Source organism: Pseudomonas sp. BF-R-01 (assembly GCF_019946615.1).
Classification (GTDB): domain Bacteria; phylum Pseudomonadota; class Gammaproteobacteria; order Pseudomonadales; family Pseudomonadaceae; genus Aquipseudomonas; species Aquipseudomonas migulae.
Window position 1 is genome coordinate 21,408 of record NZ_JAGYFX010000054.1, and the last position, 21,614, is coordinate 43,021.

Genomic DNA, 21,614 nt, shown 5'->3' on the forward strand with positions numbered 1-21,614 from the left:
GCCTAGCACTTAGCCCTGCAACGCACTCAGGGTCAGGTCCAGGCACTTGCGTGCCTTGGTCACCAGCTCATCGATTTCAGCCTTGGTGATCACCAGTGGCGGAGCGATGATCATGGTGTCGCCGACGGCACGCATGATCAGGCCGTTGTCGAAGCAGAATGTGCGGCAGATCATGCCGACGCCCTTGCCTTCGTAACGCTTGCGCGTGGCCTTGTCCTGAACCAGTTCGATGGCCCCCAACAGCCCCACCCCGCGCACTTCCCCCACCAACGGGTGATCGCTCAGTTCCCGCAAACGTTTCTGCAAGTAAGGTGCCGTTTCTGCATGAACGCGCTCGATAATTTTTTCTTCGCGCAGGATGCGGATGTTTTCCAGCGCCACCGCCGCCGCCACCGGGTGCCCGGAGTAGGTGAAACCGTGGTTGAAATCGCCGCCCTCGTTGAGCACCGCCACCACTTCGTCACGCACGATCAGGCCACCCATCGGGATGTAGCCGGACGTCAGGCCTTTGGCGATGGTCATCATGTCGGGTTTGAGGCCGTAGAAATCGGTACCGAACCACTCACCGGTGCGGCCGAAACCACAGATCACTTCGTCCGCCACGAACAGGATGTCGTACTTGGCGAGGATTTCCTTGATGCGCGGCCAGTAGGTGTCTGGCGGAATGATCACGCCACCGGCACCCTGGATCGGCTCGGCAATAAAGGCACCGACGTTGTCCACGCCGATTTCCAGAATCTTCTCTTCCAGCTGATTGGCTGCCCACACACCGAACTCTTCCGGTGTCATGTTGCCGCCTTCACTGAACCAGTAAGGCTGGGCGATGTGGACGATGCCCGGGATCGGCAAGTCGCCTTGTTCGTGCATGTACGTCATGCCACCCAGGCTCGCGCCGGCCACGGTGGAACCGTGATAACCGTTCTTGCGGCTGATGATGACTTTCTTTTTCGGCTGGCCCTTGATCGCCCAATAGTGGCGGACCATACGCAGCATGGTGTCGTTGCCTTCGGAGCCGGAACCGGTGAAGAACACATGGTTCATGCCTTCTGGCGCGATGTCGGCAATGGCCTTGGCCAGCTCGAGCACCGGCGGGTGAGCGGTCTGGAAGAACAGGTTGTAGTAAGGCAACTCGCGCATTTGCTTGCTGGCGGCATCAGCCAGTTCATCGCGACCGTAGCCGATCGCTACGCACCACAGGCCGGCCATGCCGTCGAGGATCTTGTTGCCTTCGCTGTCCCAGAGGTAAACGCCCTTGGCGTTGGTGATGATCCGCGGGCCTTTCTCTTTCAGCTGCTTGAAGTCGCTGAACGGGGCCAAGTGGTGATCGTTGCTCAGGGTTTGCCATTCACGGGTTTGCGGGTTGTTGCTGGTCATGCGAACTCTCCTAAGATTTCGGTGAAAGGCGCCGCAGGAATCAGCAGCGCCCGGCGCATCAGACGGCGAAGAGCAGGAATTCCCGCTCCCAGGAGCTGATCACGCGCTTGAAGTTTTCATGCTCGGCCCGCTTGACCGCGACGTAGCCAGTGATGAATTTCTTGCCCAGGTATTTCTCGATGGTCGCGCTGTTTTCCATGCGATCCAGCGCGTCCTCGATGGTCAGTGGCAGGCGCAGGTTGCGGCGTTCATAGCCGCGCCCCACCACCGGCGCACTTGGGTTCAAGCCTTCGACCATGCCGATGTAACCGCAGAGCAGGCTCGCGGCAATCGCCAGGTACGGGTTGGCATCGGCCCCCGGCAGGCGGTTTTCCACCCGACGGTTTTGCGGCCCGGCATCCGGCACCCGCAGGCCCACGGTGCGGTTCTCTTCGCCCCACTCCACGTTCACCGGCGCCGACGTATCCGGCAGGAAGCGGCGGAACGAGTTGACGTTCGGGGCAAACAGCGGCAACAGCTCGGGGATCAGTTTCTGCAAGCCACCGATGTGATGCAGGAACAACTGGCTCATGGTCCCGTCTTCATTGGAGAAGACGTTCTTGCCGGTCTCGATGTCGATGATGCTCTGGTGCAGGTGCATCGCGCTGCCCGGCTCGCCGGTCATCGGCTTGGCCATGAAAGTGGCGGCCACGTCGTGCTTGAGCGCGGCTTCGCGCATGGTGCGTTTGAACACCAGGATCTGGTCGGCCAGGGACAGGGCATCGCCGTGACGGAAGTTGATTTCCATCTGCGCCGTGCCGTCCTCGTGGATCAGCGTGTCGAGGTCCAGTTCCTGCAGTTCGCACCAGTCGTAGACGTCTTCGAACAGCGGATCGAATTCGTTGGCCGCTTCAATCGAGAACGACTGGCGGCCGATTTCCGGGCGCCCCGAGCGACCGATTGGCGGTTGCAGCGGGTAGTCGGGGTCGTCGCTACGCTTGGTCAGGTAAAACTCCATTTCCGGCGCCACGATTGGCTGCCAGCCCTTGTCGGAATAGAGCTTCAGAACCTTTTTAAGCACGTTGCGCGGCGACAGCTCAATCGGGTTGCCTTGCTTGTCATAAGTGTCGTGGATCACCTGGGCGGTCGGCTCGATGGCCCATGGCACCAGGAACACTGCATTCGAGTCGGGACGGCAGATCATGTCGATGTCGGCCGGGTCGAGCAGTTCGTAATAGATGTCGTCTTCGACATAGTCGCCGGTCACGGTCTGCAACAGAACGCTCTCGGGCAGGCGCATGCCTTTTTCAGCAATGAACTTGTTGGTCGGCGAAATCTTGCCCCGGGTGATCCCGGTCAAGTCGGCGATCATGCATTCGACTTCTGTGATCTTGTGGTCTTTCAACCAATCGGTGAGCTGGTCGAGGTTGTTACTCATAAATGCCTCTTAGGCTGAGTTTCCTGACTCTTATAAGTCAGGCGTTGTTTGACGCACGGGCGTCGCTTGGTACAGATTGCCACTGCAATTGCCGCGCACAAATACCTGCCTCGACGACGGCATGAGTGAACGGGAACAATGCAAGGCGTGCAGAATCATGAGCGATGACCGACACGTTGGTCGGGCCAGCCAGGTAAAACGGTTCTATATTGGAAGGACAACCCGTAAAGAGAATGTCGCGCAGACCGTCCAGAATATCGGACGGAACCAGCCGGTTTGCCGGGGAAGGAAGAGTCGACGGCACGCCTTTGGCAACACGGGCCCTGGCGTGAGCGTAACGATCGCCACTGATGTGATAAGCATGCAGACCGATCTGCTTAGAGCAGACGGCGACGCCGATTAACGGCAGGCGAGACATGAAGCACCCCGGTATTATTGCTGTTATGGGTTTGAATCGAGCTTAGCCTTGTTCATTTTTTTACACAACACCCCCGTAAAAAATACAACACGGCCCGCTCAAGCCCGCGGACGGCAAAGCATTCAAAGGCATAAAAACGCCCCAAAGTGCCTCAAAAAAGCCTCATGGGCGCTTTTTTAGGGCAAAAAAGGCCTCGCTTGACTTCGGCATGCCGTTCGGGTTGACTGGAATCCGAAGAGATCAATGATTGATATTTTTAACAACAAAGGTGTTGCATCATGTCGGTACCCCCGCGTGCCGTTCAGCTTAACGAAGCGAACGCGTTCCTTAAGGAACATCCTGAGGTTCTGTACGTTGACCTTCTGATTGCGGATATGAATGGTGTGGTGCGCGGCAAGCGCATTGAACGCACCAGCCTCCACAAGGTTTACGAGAAAGGCATCAACCTGCCGGCCTCTCTATTTGCTCTGGATATCAACGGCTCGACGGTGGAAAGCACCGGCCTGGGCCTGGACATCGGCGATGCTGACCGAATCTGCTATCCAATCCCCGATACCCTGTGCAATGAGCCCTGGCAGAAGCGCCCTACCGCGCAACTGTTGATGACCATGCATGAACTCGAAGGCGAGCCATTCTTCGCCGACCCGCGCGAAGTGCTGGCCAACGTGGTGCGCAAGTTCGACGAAATGGGCCTGACCATCTGCGCCGCGTTCGAACTGGAGTTCTACCTGATCGACCAGGAGAACGTGAACGGCCGTCCGCAACCACCTCGCTCGCCGGTTTCCGGTAAACGCCCGCACTCGACACAGGTCTACCTGATCGACGACCTCGACGAATACGTCGACTGCCTCCAGGACATTCTGGAAGGTGCAAAAGAGCAAGGCATCCCGGCCGACGCCATCGTCAAGGAAAGTGCCCCGGCGCAGTTCGAAGTGAACCTGCACCACGTGGCCGACCCGATCAAGGCCTGCGACTACGCGGTCCTGCTCAAGCGCCTGATCAAGAACATCGCCTACGACCATGAGATGGACACCACCTTCATGGCCAAGCCTTACCCGGGCCAGGCGGGTAACGGTCTGCACGTCCACATTTCGATTCTTGATAAAGACGGCAAAAACATTTTTGCCAGCGAGGATCCCGAGCAGAACGCCGCACTGCGTCACGCGATCGGCGGTGTGCTCGAGACCCTACCGGCGCAGATGGCTTTCCTCTGCCCGAACGTCAACTCCTACCGTCGTTTCGGCGCGCAGTTCTATGTGCCGAACTCGCCGTGCTGGGGCCTGGACAACCGCACCGTAGCGATTCGCGTACCCACCGGCGCCGCCGATGCCGTGCGCATCGAACACCGTGTAGCCGGCGCCGACGCCAACCCGTACCTGCTGATGGCTTCGGTCCTGGCGGGCGTGCACCACGGCCTGACCAACAAGATCGAGCCGGGCGCACCCGTGGAAGGCAACTCCTACGAGCAGAACGAGCAAAGCCTGCCGAACAACCTGCGCGACGCATTGCGCGAGCTGGACGACAGCGAAGTCATGGCCAAGTACATCGATCCGAAATACATCGATATCTTCGTGGCCTGCAAGGAAAGTGAGTTGGAAGAGTTTGAACACTCCATCTCCGACCTTGAGTACAACTGGTATCTGCATACCGTTTAAGCGGTTGCAGTGAAAACAACGCCGCAGGCTTCACAGCTTGCGGCGTTTTTTTTGCTCGCGATTTGTTATGGAGTGCTTGCGACCAAAAACCAAAGAAAACTCCTACGAATTCGTCAGACGCTAACGACATCTGTCCCCTGACCACCACCTCACACTCTAGACTCCGGAACTCTTTCCGTTTCCCTGACTACGTGTGAGAACAAAAATGAAAAAACAGCGATTGGGTACAGCCATGACTCTGATCGTCGCCAGTTTGTGCACGACCGCCTGGGCAACCGCTGGCGACACGGCCCCATGGAGCTATTCCGCCCCCACCGGCCCACAAAACTGGGGTGAACTGAAGAGCGAGTACAGCCTCTGCTCGTCAGGCCAAACACAGTCGCCCATTGATATTCGTGACGCGGTCAAAACCGATCTGGAGCCTCTGAACTTTACCTACCATTCAGGCAAAGCCACGGTAGTGAACAACGGTCATACGATTCAAGTAACTCCAGAGAACGCCGGAGGAATCAATCTGGCCTCCGGTCATTACTCCTTGGTACAACTGCATTTCCATACGCCAAGTGAAGAAATGATCCAGGGGCGCATCTTCCCGATGGACGCACACCTGGTTCATCGCAATGCCGCAGGCGAACTGGCCGTGGTGGCCGTGGTGTTTGAAGAAGGTGCTCACAACCCGGACCTGGAGCCTGTCCTGGCAGCCATGCCAAAAAATACAGGTGGCACTGCGAACCTGGAGGCGATTAACGTTGCGCAGTTATTACCTGCAAACCATAACGCCTATTCCTACATGGGCTCCCTCACAACACCTCCCTGTACCGAAGGTGTGCGCTGGAATGTGCTGACCACTCCATTGGAAATTTCCCGCGCGCAACTGGAGGCTTTCCAGGTGCTCTATCCGATGAATTCACGCCCAGTTCAACCCTTGAACGGTCGGAGTGTGCACGTCGGAGGCTAAACAGTCCTGACAGTCAATTCGGGCAGCGGTGCCCATACAGACAAGGTGCCACCCGCCTCGTACAATGCCCGCTGCCCCGCAGGAGACTTCAATGACCCGACTCGCCACCCCACGCAAACCCCGCGCCCGCAGCCAGGCCCGGATCGATTCGATACTCGATGCCGCCCGCACGCTGCTGGCCGCCGAGGGCGTGGCCAGTCTGTCGATCTACAGCGTTGCCGAACGCGCGGAAATCCCGCCCTCCTCGGTCTACCACTTTTTCGCCAGCGTCCCGGCCCTGCTCGAAGCGCTGACCGCCGACGTCCACGCGGCTTTTCGCGCCTGCCTGCAAGCGCCCATCGACCACGATGCGCTCAACGGCTGGCGCGACCTGTCGCGGTTGGTGGAACAACGCATGCTCGACATCTACGACGAAGACGCCGCCGCCCGCCAATTGATCCTCGCGCAGCATGGCCTGACCGAAGTCACCCAGGCCGACCGTCAGCACGACATTGAGCTGGGCGACCTGATGCACAAGCTGTTCGATCATCATTTCGAACTGCCTAAATTGCCGACTGACGTTGATGTGTTTGCGCTGGCCATGGAGCTGGGTGATCGCGTTTATGCCCGTTCAGTGCAGCAGCATGGGCAGATCACTCCGCGCATGGCCGAGGAAGGGATGCGGGTGTTTGATGCGTATCTGGGGCTGTATTTGCCGCCGTATTTGCCGAAGCGTGCTATTCCTGCCTGATTATTTTTCAGCTGCACCGGCCTCATCGCGAGCAGGCTCGCTCCTACATTGGAACGCGTTTCCCTGTGGGAGTGAGCCTGCTCGCGATGGCCGCACCGCCGAATTGACTGATTCACGCCCATAAAAAACCCCGAAGGGTTCGAACCCTTCGGGGTTGTTGTTGGCGCACAGTCTTACAACTTGGCGATCGACACCTCGGTGGATTTCACAAACGCGATCACTTCACTGCCGACCACCAGTTCCAGCTCTTTCACCGAGCGGGTGGTGATCACCGACGTGACGATGCCGGAAGCGGTTTGCACGTCGATTTCCGACAGCACGTCACCCAGTACGATTTCCTTGATCGAGCCTTTGAACTGGTTACGAACGTTGATGGCTTTGATAGTCATGATGTTGATTCCTGTCGTTGAATGAGGCTTGAGTTATTGAGCCCAGCGCAATTGCGTAGGCAAGGGTGAAACAGGTTCCGGTTCCGGCGGCTGGCCGGGCAGCGCGAGGACGCGATTGAGGACTTCGGTTTCCAGCGCCGCCAGCCGATGCGAACCCCGAACCCGAGGGCGCGGCAGTTCCACGTGCAGGTCGAGGCCGACTTCGCCCTCTTCGATCAGGATCACCCGATCGGCAATCGCCACCGCTTCACTGACGTCGTGGGTCACCAGCAACACGGTGAAACCGTGCTTCTGCCAGAGCCGTTCGATCAGTTGCTGCATTTCGATCCGGGTCAGGGCATCCAGCGCGCCCAGCGGTTCGTCCAGCAACAGCAGGCGCGGTTGATGAATCAGCGCGCGGGCCAGGGCCACACGCTGCTTCTGCCCGCCGGACAAGGCCGCCGGCCATTCATTGGCGCGGTCCGCCAGACCCACCGACTCCAACGCTTCCAGCGCCTGCGGCCGCCAGTTGCCCGAGAGCCCGAGGTCGACGTTGTCGATGACCTTTTTCCACGGCAGCAGACGTGCTTCCTGGAACATCAGCCGGGTGTCTTCCCGCGCATCACTCAGCGGTGCGGAACCGGCGAGCAATTCACCGCCCGTGGGTTTGTCGAGACCGGCGAGCAATCGCAGCAAGGTGCTTTTACCGCAACCACTGCGCCCCACCACGGCGACGAATTGGCCGGCCGGAATGTGCAGATCGATCTCGCGCAGCACCTGCCGCGAACCGAAGGTTTTTTGCAGCTTGCGCACCACCAGCGGAATCCCGCGCAGCAGGCGTGGAGGTTGTTGAGCGGTCATGCGGCACCTCCTTTGGCAACTTGATAAGCCGGATGCCAGCGCAGCCACACACGTTCAAGTCCACGAGCCGCGAGGTCGGCCAGTTTGCCGAGCACCGCGTACATCAGGATCGCGAGCACCACCACGTCGGTCTGCAAAAACTCCCGGGCGTTCATTGCCAGGTAACCAATGCCGGAGCTCGCGGAAATGGTTTCAGCAACGATCAAGGTCAGCCACATGAAGCCCAGCGCAAAACGCACGCCGACCAGAATCGAAGGCAATGCACCCGGCAGAATCACCTGACGAAACAGACTGAAACCGGACAAGCCGTAGCTGCGCGCCATCTCCACCAGCGCCGGGTCGACGTTGCGAATGCCGTGGTAGGTGTTGAGGTAGATCGGGAACAAGGTGCCCAACGCCACCAGAAAAATCTTCGCCGACTCATCGATGCCGAACCACAGGATCACCAGCGGAATCAGCGCCAGATGCGGCACGTTGCGGATCATCTGCACCGAACTGTCGAGCAGGCGCTCGCCCCATTTCGACAGGCCGGTAATGAAGCCCAGCGCCAGGCCGATGCCGCCACCGATGGTGAAGCCCAGCGCCGCACGCCAGCCGCTGATGGCCAGGTGCGTCCAGATTTCACCGCTGCGCACCAGGCTCACCCCGGCTTCGATCACGGCAATCGGCGCCGGCAGAATCCGTGTCGACAACCAGCCCGCCGACACCGACAACTGCCACACCGCCAACAGCAAAATCGGCAACGCCCAGGGCGCAAAGTTGTGGATGATTCTTTTCATGGCGCGCCTCAGCTCTGGGACGCAGCTTTGGGAAGAATGTCGTTGGCGACCATCTCGCCGAACGGGCTGACGTAACCGGCACTTTTCGGCAATTCCGGACGCTCGATGTCCAGGTGCGGGAACAGCAACTCGGCGACGCGGTACGACTCTTCCAGGTGTGGGTAACCGGAGAAGATGAAGGTGTCGATGCCCAGGTCCGCGTATTCCTTCACGCGGGCGGCCACGGTCGGACCGTCGCCGACCAGTGCAGTACCGGCACCGCCACGCACCAGGCCGACGCCGGCCCACAGGTTAGGGCTGACTTCAAGATTGTCGCGACTACCGCCATGCAGCGCCGCCATGCGTTGCTGGCCCACGGAATCGAAGCGCGCCAGGGAAGCCTGGGCACGGGCAATGGTGTCGTCGTCCAGGTGCGAGATCAGTCGGTCCGCCGCTTGCCAGGCTTCGGCATTGGTTTCACGGACGATCACGTGCAAGCGAATACCGAAGCGCACCGTGCGGCCAAGCTTCGCGGCTTTGGCGCGAACCTGTTCGATCTTCTCGGCCACGGCGGCCGGCGGTTCGCCCCAGGTCAGGACCATTTCCACTTGCTCGGCGGCCAGGTCTTGCGCGGCTTCCGACGAGCCGCCGAAGTACAGCGGCGGACGCGGTTGCTGGATCGGCGGATAGAGCAACTTGGCGCCTTTCACGCTGATGTGCTGACCGTCGTAATCGACGGTTTCGCCTTCCAGCACGCGACGCCAGATGCGGGTGAATTCCACCGAAGCCTGATAGCGCTCTTCGTGGGTCAGGAACAAACCATCGCCGGCCAATTCTTCCGGATCACCGCCGGTCACCAGGTTGAACAGCGCACGACCGCCGGACAGACGATCCAGTGTCGCGGCCTGACGCGCAGCCACCGTCGGGGAAATGATCCCGGGGCGCAGGGCGACAAGGAATTTCAAACGCTGGGTCACCGGGATCAGCGACGCGGCCACCAGCCACGAGTCTTCGCACGAGCGGCCAGTGGGAATCAGCACCCCGCCGAAGCCCAGGCGATCCGCCGCTTGCGCGACTTGTTGCAGGTAACCGTGGTCAACGGCGCGAGCGCCTTCGGCGGTGCCAAGGTAATGGCCGTCGCCGTGGGTAGGCAGGAACCAGAAGATATTGAGGCTCATGGAGTGGTCTCCTTGGGGAATCGAATTACTGCGCTTTGGCAACGGCTGCCGGCGGCGTCCAGATCACGTCTTTGATGCTGAGCGGCTTCGGAATCAGCTTGAGCTGGTAGAAGCTATCGGCGATTTTCTGTTGCGCAGCGACCACTTCCGGGGTCAGGAACAACGCGCCGTAGCCCTGGCGTTTCACCGAGGTCAGGGTGATGTCTTCCGGCAAGCCGAGCAGTGGCGAGACCTGTTTGGTCACGTCTTCAGGATTGGCCTTGGACCATTCGCCGACGGCGCGCACTTCTTCCACGAGGGTCTTGATCACCTCAGGATTTTTCTGTGCGTAAGGCTTGGTCGCCAGGTAGAACTGATGGTTGTCGACGATGCCCTTGCCATCGCGCAGGGTGTGCGCTTGCAGCTGCTTCTCGGCGGCGGCCTGGTACGGGTCCCAGATGACCCAGGCATCGACACTGCCACGCTCGAACGCGGCGCGGGCATCGGCCGGCGGCAGGAAGACGGTCTGGATGTCGGTGTATTTGAGGCCGGCGTCTTCAAGTGCGCGGACCAGCAGGTAGTGAACGTTGGAGCCTTTGTTGAGCACGACTTTCTTGCCCTTGAGGTCCTTCACCGATTTGATCGGCGAGTCCTTCGGCACCAGGATCGCTTCGCTGTGCGGCGCAGGCGGTTCGTAGGCGACGTAGAGCAGATCGGCGCCCGCCGCTTGAGCGAAGACCGGAGGCGTTTCACCGGTGACACCGAAGTCGATGGAGCCGACGTTCAGGCCTTCAAGCAGCTGCGGGCCGCCGGGGAATTCAGTCCATTGCACGTCGACGCCTTGGGCGGCGAGGCGTTTTTCCAGGGTGCCTTTGGCTTTGAGCAGCACCAGGGTGCCGTACTTTTGATAGCCGATCCGCAGGGTTTCAGCTTGTGCTTGAGTAATGGCGCCGAAGGTTACAGCCGCAGCAAACAGAGCGACCAGACCACGACGCAAAATGACAGTGCGCATAGCGCTCTCCTTTTTGCAGTTGGGTTTTGGCTGCACCTGCTTAACCGTTGACGGCTGAGTAAGGTGAGTTTTTTGTCTGAAAAGTGCCTGCGCTCGATCATGCTGCGTTAAAAGTCAGCTCGGAATGCTCATTGACTAACGTCAACTCCGCTTCCTCGCTAACTTTTGCCTTGCCTGATCTTCGCTCGGCGACTTTTCAAACTAAAAAATAAAATGCTTTAAATGCTCCAGCGAGCACTCAACAAAGGATCATTCAGCAGGTTCGGATCGATCGGCTTGGGCCGTCGCGCCATGGCGCTGAAGAACAACTCCAGCGATTCATTCAGTCGTTGTTCCAGCTCCGGCGCCAGCTGCGCCTGGACGCTGCCTTCGCCGTAAGCGATCTGGCTGTCCACAGCGAAAATCCCGTGGAGCATTTCCTGGGCTTTCAATGCCGACAGCACTGGCTTGAGTGCGTAATCCACCGCCAGCATGTGAGCGATGCTGCCGCCGGTGGCCATGGGCAACACCACTTTGTGCGCCAGGGCGCGTTCGGGCAGCAGGTCCAGCACGGTTTTCAGAGCGCCGGAAAACGACGCTTTGTACACCGGGGTGGCGATCAGCAGGCCATCGGCGTTTTCAATCTGTTGCAACAGGTCGATCACCTTGGGGCTGTCGAACCGTGCGTGCAGCAAGTCTTCGGCCGGGAAGTCCCGTACCTGATAACTCACCACTTCCACACCTTGCTCTTGCAACCAGCGTTGAGAGCGCTCCAGCAGCACCCCGGAACGGGAGCGTTGGCTGGGACTGCCACCGAGTGAGACGACCAGCATTCAGACGATTCCTTGAACGGTGCAGGCGATTCGCAGTGGGCGATCTCGCTTCGATGGAGAGACCTTAACAGGTGATTTATATATCTTTAAATCATATTTATTTATTTGGTTATTCGCTGTAGTTCTATACGAAACCGCTTTCTCCGGGCAAAAAAATGGGCCGTATAAACGGCCCGAAATTCCCCTGCTATATGGGTTTGCACAGCCCTTGTAGGAGCGAGGCTTGCCCGCGAAGAGGCCATGACTCCAACATTGATGTTGGCTTTGACGACGCCTTCGCGGGCAAGCCTCGCTCCTACAGGGACGTCGATCAACGATTAGGCTGTGGCGTCAGGCGCAGGTACGGTTTCACCGCGCGATAACCCTTTGGAAAGCGCTTCTTGATTTCCTCTGGATCCTGAAGCGACGGCACGATCACCACTTCTTCACCGTCCTTCCAGTTGGCCGGGGTGGCCACCTTGTAGTTGTCGGTGAGTTGCAGCGAGTCGATCACCCGCAGGATTTCATGGAAGTTGCGGCCGGTGCTCGCCGGGTAGGTGATGGTCAGGCGAACCTTTTTGTTCGGGTCGATCACGAACAGCGAACGCACGGTCAGGGTGTCGTTGGCGTTTGGGTGAATCAGGTCGTACAGGTCCGATACCTTGCGATCAGCGTCGGCCAGGATCGGGAAGTTGACGATCGTGTTCTGGGTTTCGTTGATGTCCTCGATCCACTTGTGGTGCGAGTCCACCGGGTCTACCGACAACGCGATGGCCTTGACCCCGCGCTGGGTGAATTCATCCTTGAGCTTGGCGGTGAAGCCCAGCTCGGTGGTGCACACCGGGGTGAAATCCGCCGGGTGGGAAAACAGCACGCCCCAGCTATCGCCCAGCCATTCATGGAAACGGATGGTGCCGGCGCTGGAATCCTGTTCGAAGTCGGGTGCGATGTCGCCGAGTCTGATGCTCATGGTGGGCTCCTGATGAGTAGGTGTAGAACTCAACTGTAGCTCGTGTTGGGGAGTTTAGAAAAAGAATAAATAAAGCCATTATTAGACTCTAAAAGAATATTAAAGATCTGTTCACTGGACCTGCAAAGTCATCGCGACGACTATCGCTTCCAAGGTTCGAGAAGGCCTTGAGTCGCTGCAAAAGAGGGAACGTTTCGGGACGGGATTACGGGGGTGACCCCGCCCCGAAAACGCAAAAGCCCCGCCCGGCGTGATGCCGGGCGGGGCTTTTTTTCAGCCGTTACGCGAGCGCTATTACAACAGCGGGATCGAGTAGCTGACGATCAGGCGGTTTTCGTCCTGGTCGCGCTGACCAGGGATGTCGTTGCGCCAGGTAGCGTTTTTCCACATCACGCCCAGGTTCTTCAGCGAGCCTTCTTGTACGACGTAGCCGACGGTCAGGTCGCGTTCCCACTCGGAACCGTCAGAGCCGTTTTCGCGACCGTTGGCACCCACGGTGTCGATATTGTCGCCACGCAGGTAAACCACACCGGCGGTCAGGCCAGGTACGCCGACTTTGGCGAAGTCATACGAGTAGCGAGCTTGCCAGGTGCGCTCACCGGCGCGGGCAAACTTGGCAATCTGACTGTCGGTAGTCAGGTAAGCCGACGAGCCGTCGCCCTGGTTCAACCAAGGGAAGTCGCTGTTGCCGTTGCTGGCTTGGTAACCGCCACCGAAGGTGTGACCGGCAACGGAGTACAGGAACAGGCCGCTGTACAGATTGTTGTCGACTTTGCCTCGACCGTTAGCGAAACCGGTGTCATTACCAGTAGTGAAGTAGCTCGAGTCGTGGCCATTAGCGCCATCGTCACGGCTGTTGAAGTAACGGAAGTCCGACTTCAACACGCCCGGACCGATGGCCCAGTTGTGAACCAGACCCAGGAAGTGCTGCTTGTAGAAGTCTTCCAGGTTGCCGTAGTAGTACTGGGCAGTCAGGTCTTTGGTGATTTTGTAGTCACCGCCACCGTAAATGAATTTGTTGCTGTCGCGACCGGCAGCCGTGTGGGCGTTGGCACCAGCGATCGACAACTCTTCGTTGTTGCTGGAGTTACGACCTTTTGCGTGCTCGATCTGACCACCGACCAGTGTCAGGTCTTTGATCTCGTTCGTAGTGATCTGGCCACCCTGGAAGGTTTGTGGCAGCAGACGACCGTCGTTGGTCACGATAACCGGCAGTTTTGGCTGCAGGGTGCCCAGCTTCAGTTCAGTCTGGGAGATCTTGGCTTTGGCAGTCAGACCCAGGCTGGAGAAGTTATCAACCGCTTCGCCGTTGGATTTGCTTGGGAAAACAGTGCCGCCGTACGAAGTCGAAGTGGCGCCGTTAGTACCGCCGCCCGAATCCAGACGCACGCCCAGCAGGCCGATCGCGTCGATACCGAAGCCGACGGTGCCTTGGGTGTAACCGGAGGTGAAGCGCAGATCGAAGCCTTGGCCCCATTCTTCGTTTTTGCTCTGCACACCAGAAGCAGTGGCGGCATCGTGGTCACGGTTATCAGTGTTGATGTAGAAGTTACGCAGCCCCAAAGTAGCTTTGCTGTCTTCGATGAAACCGGCGGCGCCTGCCTGCTGCGCCAAAACCCCTACGGCCACAGCCAGGGCCAAGGTGGACTTGTTCATTGTTTCGCTCCTCTCGTTTCTAATTTTTTCGGTCCTGAGTCGAATGCCCTGGATCCTGAAATGTGCGGATACCGCCAACCGCAATCCGCGCGCCACTCAACTGATGTGTCTAAGTCAAGGGTCTAAGCGCGGCGAATGGGCCGGCATGGTAAACGTAAATACATTTATTTCATTCTTTTTCATGCCGTGCGGGAATAAAAAGCGGCATTTTAATCGCTACGGGACACTCGATATCGGCCCCGGCGGGATGCACTTTAGGGCTTTATTTTAAAAGCCAAAAAGAATAATAAATTCCTAAGCAATACCTAATTGGCATATGTGAAAAAATCACAAAAAAGCCCCGCCAAACGGCGAGGCTCTTTTGCGAAATCTCTTACAAGAAGCTGTAGGTGTAGTTGAAGATCAGACGGGTCTGGTCTTGGTCAGCGTTGGTGTTGCCACGATAAGCACCGTGACGCACCGTCGTGCCAAACCCTTTAAGTGGACCGGTTTGAATCACATAGTCTACGCGCAAGTCGGTTTCCCGCTCGTTCAGGTCTTCACCCGCGCCGCTGACGGTCTTGATATCCCGGCCATACAAGTAAGCGGCCGAAGCTTTCAAGCCTGGTACACCCAAAGACGCGAAGTCATAGGTGTACTGACCGTACGTGGTGTTTTCACCGGCACGGATAAAGCTGCCCACAGTGGCATCGGTGAACGAGTAGAAGCTGGCGCCGCCACCACCTTCGTTGCGACCGTTGCCATCGACAACGTTACCCTGGTTCAAGAAGACGAAGCCGCCGTCATCGTTGACACGCTGATGCCCGAGCAGGAACGCGTTGCCGCCCAAGGTGTAGGTGAACGTGGCGCTCCAGGTCTTGTTATCGACCTCGCCCTTGTTCTTGGCGAAACCACCGTTGTTGTTGAATTGGTAGCCAGCCTGACCGTTCTTGCCGTCGGAGCTGCTGTCGAAATAACGGAGGTCGGTCTTGAACGACTGGTTGGGTGCGATCGGGTAGACGTGCACCAGGCCGAGGAAGTCCTGCTTGTAGAAGTCTTCCAGGTTCGCGTGGTAGTACTGCAGCATCAGGTCTTTGGTGACTTTCCAGTCAGCACCGGCATAACGGAACTGATTGCTGTCCTGAGTAGCGCCAGCCACAGACAGGCCAGTGCTGTTGCTGGATGCGCGACCCGTCGCGTGCTCCAGCTGACCTACGTTGAAGGTCACGTTGTCGATTTCCTTCGAGGTGATGGTGCCACCTTCAAAGGTTTGCGGCAGTACGCGACTGTCGTTCGCGATCAGGATCGGCATGTTTGGCTGCAGGGCACCACCGTAGTGGGCCTCTGTCTTCGAGAAGCGTGCCTTGACGTTGCCCGCCACGCGGCTCCACGAACTCTCTGCCGAACCATCGGTATCGCTAGGGCTGAAGGAGTTATTGTCCGGGTGATGGCCCTTGCCGCCGTCCAGATGGATACCGACCAATGCCTGGGCATCGATACCGAAACCTACGACACCTTGGGTGAAGCCCGACTGGTAATCGAATTTGAGGCCTTCAGCGGCTTCGCGCTGACGGTTAGCTGGGGTCTTGGCGCCTTCACGGACATCGGCGTCGAAATAATAGGTACGCGAACTGACGGAAGCCTTGCTGTCTTCGATGAAACCGGCGGCGCCTGCCTGCTGCGCCATAACCCCTAGGGCCACGGCCAGCGCCAAGGTGGACTTGTTCATTGTTAAACTCCTCTCGTCTCTAATTCTTGTATTCCTGGCCCGGAATCAATGTCCCAAGTCCTAAGATGCGCGATTAGCGCCAGAGCGTGACCCACAAGTCAATCGTAACCATGTGTGTCTACGACCATGGTCTAATCCCCGTTTTTTGGTCCGTGCAGGGTCATGATTTCGTCATAAACCTGAAAAGAATGAATGGATTCTTTTCTAATACCGTTTAGGAATTTTGCTCACCGTTTGCTGCCCCGCGGACTAGAGCGGCCAGCTCATAAGCTAATTCCTAAATGGTATTTATTAGGCGTTTTTTAGATCGATTAGGTTTGGAAGCAATTCCGCAACAATTCCTATCGATAAGGCCTACGCCATGACGACCAAGCGCGCACTATCCAACCCAATTGTTACAGTTTGTGTATCGGTATTATTTTCTTTTTCCGCCCATGCCGCGAACCTCACCGTCGGCTATCAAACCGGAATAGACCCCAGCAAAGTTCCCCAGGCGGATGGACTCTACGAGAAAACCATCGGCCAAAAAATTGACTGGCGTCGTTTCAACAGTGGACCGGAAGTAGTAACCGCCATCGCCTCGGGCGACGTACAGATTGGCAACCTCGGTTCAAGCCCACTGGCCGCGGCCGCCTCGCGCAATTTGCCGATCGTCGCGTTTATCGTTTCTGCCCAGATCAACGCCGCCGAAGCGTTGGTGGTACGCAACGGCAGCGGCATCGATAAACCGGAAGATCTGATCGGCAAGACCATCGCCACACCGTTCGTTTCAACCTCTCACTACAGCTTGCTCGGCGCCTTGAAGCACTGGGGCCTCGACGCCTCGAAAGTCAAAGTGGTGAACCTGCAACCAGCGGAAATCGCTGCCGCCTGGAAGCGTGGGGACATCGACGGTGCGTTCGTCTGGTCGCCCGCCCTGGGGGAAATTCGCAAGACTGGCAAGACGTTGACTGACGCCGCACAGGTGGGTCAGTGGGGCGCGCCGACTTTTGAAGTGTGGGTGGCGCGCAAGGATTACGCCGAGAAACACCCCGACGTCGTAGCCAAGTTCGCCAAGGTGACGCTGGACTCGTTCGCCGACTACGCGGCACATAAAGACAGCTGGACCGCCGATTCGGTGCCGGTACAGAAAATCGCCAAACTGACCGGTGCCAATGCCGCCGATGTACCGGAATTGCTGGCCGGTTCTGCATTCCCGGACGCCAAGGCGCAACAAACCACCGCGCTGCTGGAGGGCGGCACGGCGAAGGCGATTGGTGAGACGGCGAAGTTCTTGAAGGAACAAGGCAAGGTTGAGACGGTGCTGCCGGACTATTCGCCGTATGTCAGTGCGAAATTCGTCACCGAGTAACACACCGTTCCCCGTAGGAGCGAGGCTTGCCCGCGAAGAGGCCATACCTGCCGACACATATGTTGAATTTGAGGCCGCCTTCGCGGGCAAGCCTCGCTCCCACAGGGTCCGGGTTACAAGGTTTTTTCGAAGATCTTCGAATTACGCTGATAGTTGTACAGCGACGCCCGCGCCGACGGCAGGCGCTCGACGCTGCTTGGCACAAACCCGCGCTCGCGGAACCAGTGAGCCGTACGGGTAGTCAGGACAAACAGCGTCTTCAATCCCTGAGCACGGGCACGGGTTTCAATGCGCTCCAGCAGCTCATCCCCGCGACCGCCATGACGGTATTCCGGGTTCACCGCCAGACACGCCAACTCCCCGGCATCCGAATCGGCAATCTGATACAGCGCCGCGCAAGCGATGATCATGCCTTCGCGCTCGACCACGCTGAACTGCTCGATCTCACGCTCCAGCACTTCGCGCGAACGCCGCACCAGAATCCCCTGCTCTTCCAGCGGGCTGATCAAATCCAGCAAACCACCAACGTCTTCAATTGCGGCTTCACGCACAACCTCGAATTGCTCCTGTGCCACCAGCGTACCGCCGCCGTCACGGGTGAACAGTTCGGTCAGCAGCGCGCCGTCTTCGGCGTAACTGACGATATGGCTGCGCGCTACGCCGCCACGGCAGGCTTCAGCCGCTGCATCCAGCAGTTCCGCCTGATAGTTGCTGCCCAGACGCTGCAAATGCGCCGGCACTTGTTGCGGGCGCAGTTCGCGCACCAGACGACCGTTTTCATCGATCAAGCCCAGGTCAGCACCGAACAGCAACAGTTTATCGGCGCCCAGGTCGATGGCCGCGCGGGTGGCGACGTCTTCGCAAGCGAGGTTGAAAATCTCCCCGGTCGGCGAGTAGCCCAGCGGCGACAGCAGCACGATGGAGCGCTCGTCCAGCAGGCGATTGATGCCTTTGCGGTCAACCCGGCGCACTTCGCCGGTGTGGTGATAGTCGACACCTTCGAGCACGCCGATCGGCCGGGCGGTCACCAGGTTGCCGCTGGCCACTCGCAGGCGCGAGCCCTGCATCGGCGACGAGGCCATGTCCATGGACAGGCGCGCTTCGATGGCGATACGCAACTGGCCAACCGCGTCGATCACACACTCAAGGGTCGCGGCATCGGTGATGCGCATGCCGTGGTGGTAATGCGGGGTCAGGCCGCGTGCCGCGAGACGGGTTTCAATTTGTGGACGGGAACCGTGAACCAGCACCAGTCGCACGCCGAGGCTGTGCAGCAGCACCAGGTCGTGGACGATGTTGCCGAAGTTGGGGTGCTCCACGCCGTCGCCGGGCAACATGACGACAAAGGTGCAATCGCGGTGGGCATTGATGTAAGGCGAAGCGTGACGAAGCCAATTAACGTATTCGGGCATGAACCTGGGCCTGTAATAAATAGCAGCCAAAAAATGGGCGAAACAGAAAACGCACAGCGGGCTGATGGTTATCGTCGGAACAGGCTTGGCGACACGCGCGCTCTCCTCATGAATACGGGTTTAAACATCGGCAATTTATACACTTTGTCGGTCATGACACAGACCCTGTGGGAGCGAGCCTGCTCGCGATGAGGCCAGACCAGTCAACATGGATGTTGAATGAAAGATCGCCATCGCGAGCAGGCTCGCTCCCACATGGATGGTGCTCAACCAACCGACATCGGCGATTGGGCCGGTGTCAGGCAGTAATGTTCAATCAACTGTCGTAATAGATGCACGGTAGGCTGCAAACGTGACATTTCGAGGTATTCCCCCGGTTGGTGCGCACACGCGATGTCACCCGGGCCCAGCACCAGCGTTTCGCAGCCAAGGCGTTGAAGATAAGGCGCTTCCGTCCCGAACGCCACTGCTTCGGCGCGATGACCGGTGAGCTGCTCCGCGATGCGGACCAATTCTGCGTCCTCAGCCTGCTCGAAGGGCGGCACTTCAGGGAACAGCGGCGCGTAATCGATCTTCACCTGATGGCGCTCGGCAACCGGCTGGAGTTTCTGCAGAATCTCCGCACGCAGCACCTTGGGGTCCATGCCCGGCAACGGACGCAGGTCGAATTCCAGCGAACACTGGCCGCAAATCCGGTTGGGGTTATCGCCGCCATGGATGCAGCCGAAGTTCATGGTCGGAGTCGGCACGCCAAACTGTGGATTGCGGAATTCACGTTGCCACAGCAAGCGCAGGCCGCGCAATTCGCCAATCGCATCATGCATGGCTTCGAGGGCGCTATGGCCCAGGCGCGGATCGGAGGAATGGCCGCTCTGACCGAGAATGTCGATGCGCTCCATCATGATGCCTTTGTGCATGCGGATCGGCTTGAGCCCGGTCGGCTCGCCGATCACCGCCGCTCGGCCCAACGGGCGTCCTGCTGCGGCCAAGGCACGCGCGCCGGACATCGAGCTTTCTTCGTCGCAGGTGGCGAGGATCAGCAACGGCTGTTTGAACGGCTGGTCGAGCAACGGCAGGACGGCTTCGATGGCGAGGGCAAAAAAGCCTTTCATGTCGCAACTGCCCAGCCCGACCCAGCGGCCATCGACTTCGGTCAGCTTCAGCGGATCGGTCTGCCACAACGCGCCATCGAACGGCACCGTGTCACTGTGCCCGGCGAGCACCAGACCGCCGGGGCCGGAACCAAAACTGGCCAGCAGGTTGAATTTGCCAGGGCTGACCTGCTGGATATCGCAGGCAAAACCCAGGTCACCGAGCCACGTCGCCAGCAAATCGATCACTGGACGGTTGGTCTGATCGAGGCTGGCCTGAGTGCAACTGACCGATGGTGCGGCAATCAGCGCAGCGAACTGATCTTTCATCGACGGCAACGGCATCGCTGACTCCAACTCCCGAATTGAAGTCCATCATAGAACCATCCGGTGACAGGAATAAACCGTCGCGGCGCGTAGGCCTGAGCAGTGCTGTACACTGCACGACCTTGGCAGCCACACATTCCCCCGGCTGCGCTCCCGATCCTGGATTTTCCGGCCATGCAGAAAGAAACTGAAATCAAACTCCGCGTCAGCCGCGAAACCCTCGCCGCACTGCGCGAGCACCCGCTCCTGAAAAAACGCAACAAAAGTGGCTGGGAACGCCGTGAACTGATGAACCAGTACTTCGACACGCCTGAGCGCGACCTGGCCCGCGCCAAGGTTGCCCTGCGCCTGCGCAAGGACGGCGAAGAAGTCATTCAGACCCTCAAGACCCGTGGCCAGAGCGTCGCCGGTTTGTCCGAGCGTAACGAATACGACTGGAACCTGCCCAAAGCCAAGCTCGACGTGAAGAAACTCGACGGCGAATGCTGGCCTGAAGAGCTGGCCGAGCTGGACAAGAAAACCCTGAAGCCGATCTTCACCACCGATTTCGTCCGCGAACGCGCTGAAATCGCCTGGGGCCGTGGCAAGACCAAAGTGGTCATCGAAGCCGCGCTGGACCTGGGCCACGTGGTGGTCGGCAAGCAGAAAGAAGAAATCTGCGAGCTGGAACTGGAACTGCGCGAAGGCGAACCGGCGGCATTGCTGGAGCTGGCCGCCGAACTGGCCGCGACCCTGGCCCTGATGCCGTGTGACATCAGCAAGGCCGAACGCGGTTATCGCTTGTACGACGCCAACAGCTATTCGTTGAGCCTGCCGGCCCCGCAGATCAGCGCCGAAATGCCGCTGGACGACGCGTTCGCCGCGTTGAGCTGGCACTTGCTGAGCAGCAGCCAGCGTCTGGCCGAGCAATATCGCTTCAATGGCCACTGGCGTCTGTTGCAGGACTGGGTCGAAAACCTTGCTGAATTGCGCGCCCTGCTGAGCAGCCTTGGCCAGGCCGCGCCGCGTCAGTCGACGCACGATCTGCGTCTCGCGCTGGATGCCTTGCTTGAAGACTGGCGTCCGCTGGTTCAAGCCGGTCTGGACGACGAAGACGTGCGCAAAGCCGCGCCGGAGCAGTTCCTCGAAGAACTCGAAGACCCGCGCTGGGGCCTGTTCTCGCTGAACACCTCGCGCTGGTTGCTGGCCCGCACCTGGGCGGCCGATCGTAATGTTCGCGGCAATCGCCAGGGCGCTGCGCAACTGGGTAGCTGGTTGCCGCGCTTGCTCGGTGAAGAAGCGACGTCCCTGCAATTGCAGCGTTACCAGCAGCAGCCGGAAGATCTGGCCGAGCAACTGCCGCGCATCGAGCGCATCCAGTCCTGGTTGCACCATGCGCGCAACGTGCTGGAGGTCCCGGAAATGGATCGACTGTACGGCGAGCTGAAACAGTTGGCGTTGCTGGCTAACGAGCCGATCACCGATGAACTGCTGGATGCGCGCAAGCAGCAGGCGATTGCCGTTTATCAGAATCGTGCCTGGAAAATGCTGCTGCGTATGTAAAACCGCCTTCGCGGGCAAGCCTCGCTCCTACAGGTACTGTGCAGATCCTGTAGGAGCG

Annotated in this window: 18 protein-coding genes and 1 pseudogene; 5 read left to right on the top strand and 14 right to left on the bottom strand. The window is 59.0% G+C overall.

Annotation, left to right across the window (positions count from 1 at the left end; all coding sequences use genetic code 11):
* Positions 1 to 9: 9 nt before the first annotated feature.
* From KGB27_RS19540 to KGB27_RS19550, 3 genes and pseudogenes are all read right to left on the bottom strand, one after another.
* Positions 10 to 1,374, bottom strand: coding sequence for an aspartate aminotransferase family protein (locus tag KGB27_RS19540; RefSeq protein ID WP_008040754.1), 1,365 nt, complete (start codon positions 1,372 to 1,374; stop codon positions 10 to 12).
* Between the two features lie 58 nt (positions 1,375 to 1,432).
* Complete coding sequence (locus KGB27_RS19545) at positions 1,433 to 2,791, bottom strand: glutamine synthetase family protein (protein ID WP_008026030.1); 1,359 nt, start codon at positions 2,789 to 2,791, stop codon at positions 1,433 to 1,435.
* Between the two features lie 100 nt (positions 2,792 to 2,891).
* Positions 2,892 to 3,209, bottom strand: a pseudogene (locus KGB27_RS19550) (gamma-glutamyl-gamma-aminobutyrate hydrolase family protein); the annotation flags it as partial.
* A 278-nt stretch (positions 3,210 to 3,487) separates the two neighbouring features.
* Between KGB27_RS19550 and KGB27_RS19555 the strand changes: the two are divergent.
* The 3 genes from KGB27_RS19555 to KGB27_RS19565 all read left to right on the top strand — a co-directional run bounded on the left by KGB27_RS19555 (position 3,488) and on the right by KGB27_RS19565 (position 6,552).
* Positions 3,488 to 4,864 carry a glutamine synthetase family protein gene (locus tag KGB27_RS19555; protein ID WP_008026026.1) on the top strand — a complete coding sequence of 459 codons (1,377 nt, stop codon included), beginning with the start codon at positions 3,488 to 3,490 and terminating at the stop codon, positions 4,862 to 4,864.
* 232 nt (positions 4,865 to 5,096) lie between these two features.
* Positions 5,097 to 5,822 (top strand): carbonic anhydrase, encoded by a 726-nt coding sequence (locus KGB27_RS19560; protein WP_223555887.1) that lies wholly within the window; start codon positions 5,097 to 5,099, stop codon positions 5,820 to 5,822.
* 91 nt (positions 5,823 to 5,913) lie between these two features.
* Positions 5,914 to 6,552, top strand: a complete 639-nt coding sequence (locus KGB27_RS19565) for a TetR/AcrR family transcriptional regulator (protein ID WP_008040751.1) — start codon at positions 5,914 to 5,916, stop codon at positions 6,550 to 6,552.
* A 173-nt stretch (positions 6,553 to 6,725) separates the two neighbouring features.
* On the opposite strand, the gene KGB27_RS19570 is transcribed toward KGB27_RS19565, so the two are convergent.
* From KGB27_RS19570 to KGB27_RS19610, 9 genes are all read right to left on the bottom strand, one after another.
* Positions 6,726 to 6,941, bottom strand: a complete 216-nt coding sequence (locus tag KGB27_RS19570) for a molybdopterin-binding protein (RefSeq protein WP_003229256.1) — start codon at positions 6,939 to 6,941, stop codon at positions 6,726 to 6,728.
* 33 nt (positions 6,942 to 6,974) lie between these two features.
* Positions 6,975 to 7,781 carry an aliphatic sulfonates ABC transporter ATP-binding protein gene (gene ssuB, locus KGB27_RS19575; protein WP_223555889.1) on the bottom strand — a complete coding sequence of 269 codons (807 nt, stop codon included), beginning with the start codon at positions 7,779 to 7,781 and terminating at the stop codon, positions 6,975 to 6,977.
* Positions 7,778 to 8,560, bottom strand: a complete 783-nt coding sequence (ssuC, locus tag KGB27_RS19580; RefSeq protein WP_008040745.1) for an aliphatic sulfonate ABC transporter permease SsuC — start codon at positions 8,558 to 8,560, stop codon at positions 7,778 to 7,780. Before ssuC ends, ssuB begins: the two co-directional genes overlap by 4 nt.
* Positions 8,561 to 8,568: 8 nt before the next feature.
* The gene (gene ssuD / locus KGB27_RS19585) at positions 8,569 to 9,717 is read right to left on the bottom strand and encodes an FMNH2-dependent alkanesulfonate monooxygenase (RefSeq protein ID WP_008026018.1); all 1,149 of its coding nucleotides are present in this window, start codon (positions 9,715 to 9,717) and stop codon (positions 8,569 to 8,571) included.
* A 25-nt stretch (positions 9,718 to 9,742) separates the two neighbouring features.
* Positions 9,743 to 10,708, bottom strand: coding sequence for a sulfonate ABC transporter substrate-binding protein (locus KGB27_RS19590; RefSeq protein WP_008026015.1), 966 nt, complete (start codon positions 10,706 to 10,708; stop codon positions 9,743 to 9,745).
* A 218-nt stretch (positions 10,709 to 10,926) separates the two neighbouring features.
* Positions 10,927 to 11,520, bottom strand: coding sequence for an NADPH-dependent FMN reductase (gene ssuE / locus KGB27_RS19595; protein WP_223555891.1), 594 nt, complete (start codon positions 11,518 to 11,520; stop codon positions 10,927 to 10,929).
* A 310-nt stretch (positions 11,521 to 11,830) separates the two neighbouring features.
* On the bottom strand, positions 11,831 to 12,469 hold the full coding sequence (locus tag KGB27_RS19600) for a peroxiredoxin (RefSeq protein ID WP_008026010.1): 639 nt from the start codon (positions 12,467 to 12,469) through the stop codon (positions 11,831 to 11,833).
* 294 nt (positions 12,470 to 12,763) lie between these two features.
* A complete protein-coding gene (locus KGB27_RS19605; protein ID WP_192227510.1) occupies positions 12,764 to 14,125 on the bottom strand; it encodes an OprD family porin in 1,362 nt (453 codons plus the stop codon).
* A gap of 373 nt (positions 14,126 to 14,498) precedes the next feature.
* Positions 14,499 to 15,833, bottom strand: a complete 1,335-nt coding sequence (locus KGB27_RS19610; RefSeq protein ID WP_008040737.1) for an OprD family outer membrane porin — start codon at positions 15,831 to 15,833, stop codon at positions 14,499 to 14,501.
* A 361-nt stretch (positions 15,834 to 16,194) separates the two neighbouring features.
* Here KGB27_RS19610 and tauA point away from each other — a divergent pair, with 361 nt between their 5' ends.
* Positions 16,195 to 17,184: a taurine ABC transporter substrate-binding protein gene (gene tauA, locus KGB27_RS19615; protein WP_008026005.1), complete on the top strand. Its 990-nt coding sequence runs from the start codon at positions 16,195 to 16,197 to the stop codon at positions 17,182 to 17,184.
* Between the two features lie 113 nt (positions 17,185 to 17,297).
* Here tauA and argA read toward each other — a convergent pair whose 3' ends face one another.
* Together argA and argE are read right to left on the bottom strand one after the other, a co-directional pair.
* Positions 17,298 to 18,596, bottom strand: a complete 1,299-nt coding sequence (argA, locus tag KGB27_RS19620; protein ID WP_008026003.1) for an amino-acid N-acetyltransferase — start codon at positions 18,594 to 18,596, stop codon at positions 17,298 to 17,300.
* A gap of 266 nt (positions 18,597 to 18,862) precedes the next feature.
* Positions 18,863 to 20,032, bottom strand: coding sequence for an acetylornithine deacetylase (argE, locus tag KGB27_RS19625; protein ID WP_223413751.1), 1,170 nt, complete (start codon positions 20,030 to 20,032; stop codon positions 18,863 to 18,865).
* Positions 20,033 to 20,188: 156 nt separating this feature from the next.
* Here argE and KGB27_RS19630 point away from each other — a divergent pair, with 156 nt between their 5' ends.
* Positions 20,189 to 21,556, top strand: a complete 1,368-nt coding sequence (locus KGB27_RS19630; RefSeq protein ID WP_008026000.1) for an inorganic triphosphatase — start codon at positions 20,189 to 20,191, stop codon at positions 21,554 to 21,556.
* Positions 21,557 to 21,614: the final 58 nt, after the last annotated feature.

Coding starts and splice junctions, on each gene's coding strand:
- KGB27_RS19540 (WP_008040754.1), bottom strand. CDS start 1,374: ATGACCAGCAACAACCCGCAAACCCGTGAATGGCAAACCCTGAGCAAC.
- KGB27_RS19545 (WP_008026030.1), bottom strand. CDS start 2,791: ATGAGTAACAACCTCGACCAGCTCACCGATTGGTTGAAAGACCACAAG.
- KGB27_RS19555 (WP_008026026.1), top strand. CDS start 3,488: ATGTCGGTACCCCCGCGTGCCGTTCAGCTTAACGAAGCGAACGCGTTC.
- KGB27_RS19560 (WP_223555887.1), top strand. CDS start 5,097: ATGACTCTGATCGTCGCCAGTTTGTGCACGACCGCCTGGGCAACCGCT.
- KGB27_RS19565 (WP_008040751.1), top strand. CDS start 5,914: ATGACCCGACTCGCCACCCCACGCAAACCCCGCGCCCGCAGCCAGGCC.
- KGB27_RS19570 (WP_003229256.1), bottom strand. CDS start 6,941: ATGACTATCAAAGCCATCAACGTTCGTAACCAGTTCAAAGGCTCGATC.
- ssuB (WP_223555889.1), bottom strand. CDS start 7,781: ATGACCGCTCAACAACCTCCACGCCTGCTGCGCGGGATTCCGCTGGTG.
- ssuC (WP_008040745.1), bottom strand. CDS start 8,560: ATGAAAAGAATCATCCACAACTTTGCGCCCTGGGCGTTGCCGATTTTG.
- ssuD (WP_008026018.1), bottom strand. CDS start 9,717: ATGAGCCTCAATATCTTCTGGTTCCTGCCTACCCACGGCGACGGCCAT.
- KGB27_RS19590 (WP_008026015.1), bottom strand. CDS start 10,708: ATGCGCACTGTCATTTTGCGTCGTGGTCTGGTCGCTCTGTTTGCTGCG.
- ssuE (WP_223555891.1), bottom strand. CDS start 11,520: ATGCTGGTCGTCTCACTCGGTGGCAGTCCCAGCCAACGCTCCCGTTCC.
- KGB27_RS19600 (WP_008026010.1), bottom strand. CDS start 12,469: ATGAGCATCAGACTCGGCGACATCGCACCCGACTTCGAACAGGATTCC.
- KGB27_RS19605 (WP_192227510.1), bottom strand. CDS start 14,125: ATGAACAAGTCCACCTTGGCCCTGGCTGTGGCCGTAGGGGTTTTGGCG.
- KGB27_RS19610 (WP_008040737.1), bottom strand. CDS start 15,833: ATGAACAAGTCCACCTTGGCGCTGGCCGTGGCCCTAGGGGTTATGGCG.
- tauA (WP_008026005.1), top strand. CDS start 16,195: ATGACGACCAAGCGCGCACTATCCAACCCAATTGTTACAGTTTGTGTA.
- argA (WP_008026003.1), bottom strand. CDS start 18,596: ATGCCCGAATACGTTAATTGGCTTCGTCACGCTTCGCCTTACATCAAT.
- argE (WP_223413751.1), bottom strand. CDS start 20,032: ATGCCGTTGCCGTCGATGAAAGATCAGTTCGCTGCGCTGATTGCCGCA.
- KGB27_RS19630 (WP_008026000.1), top strand. CDS start 20,189: ATGCAGAAAGAAACTGAAATCAAACTCCGCGTCAGCCGCGAAACCCTC.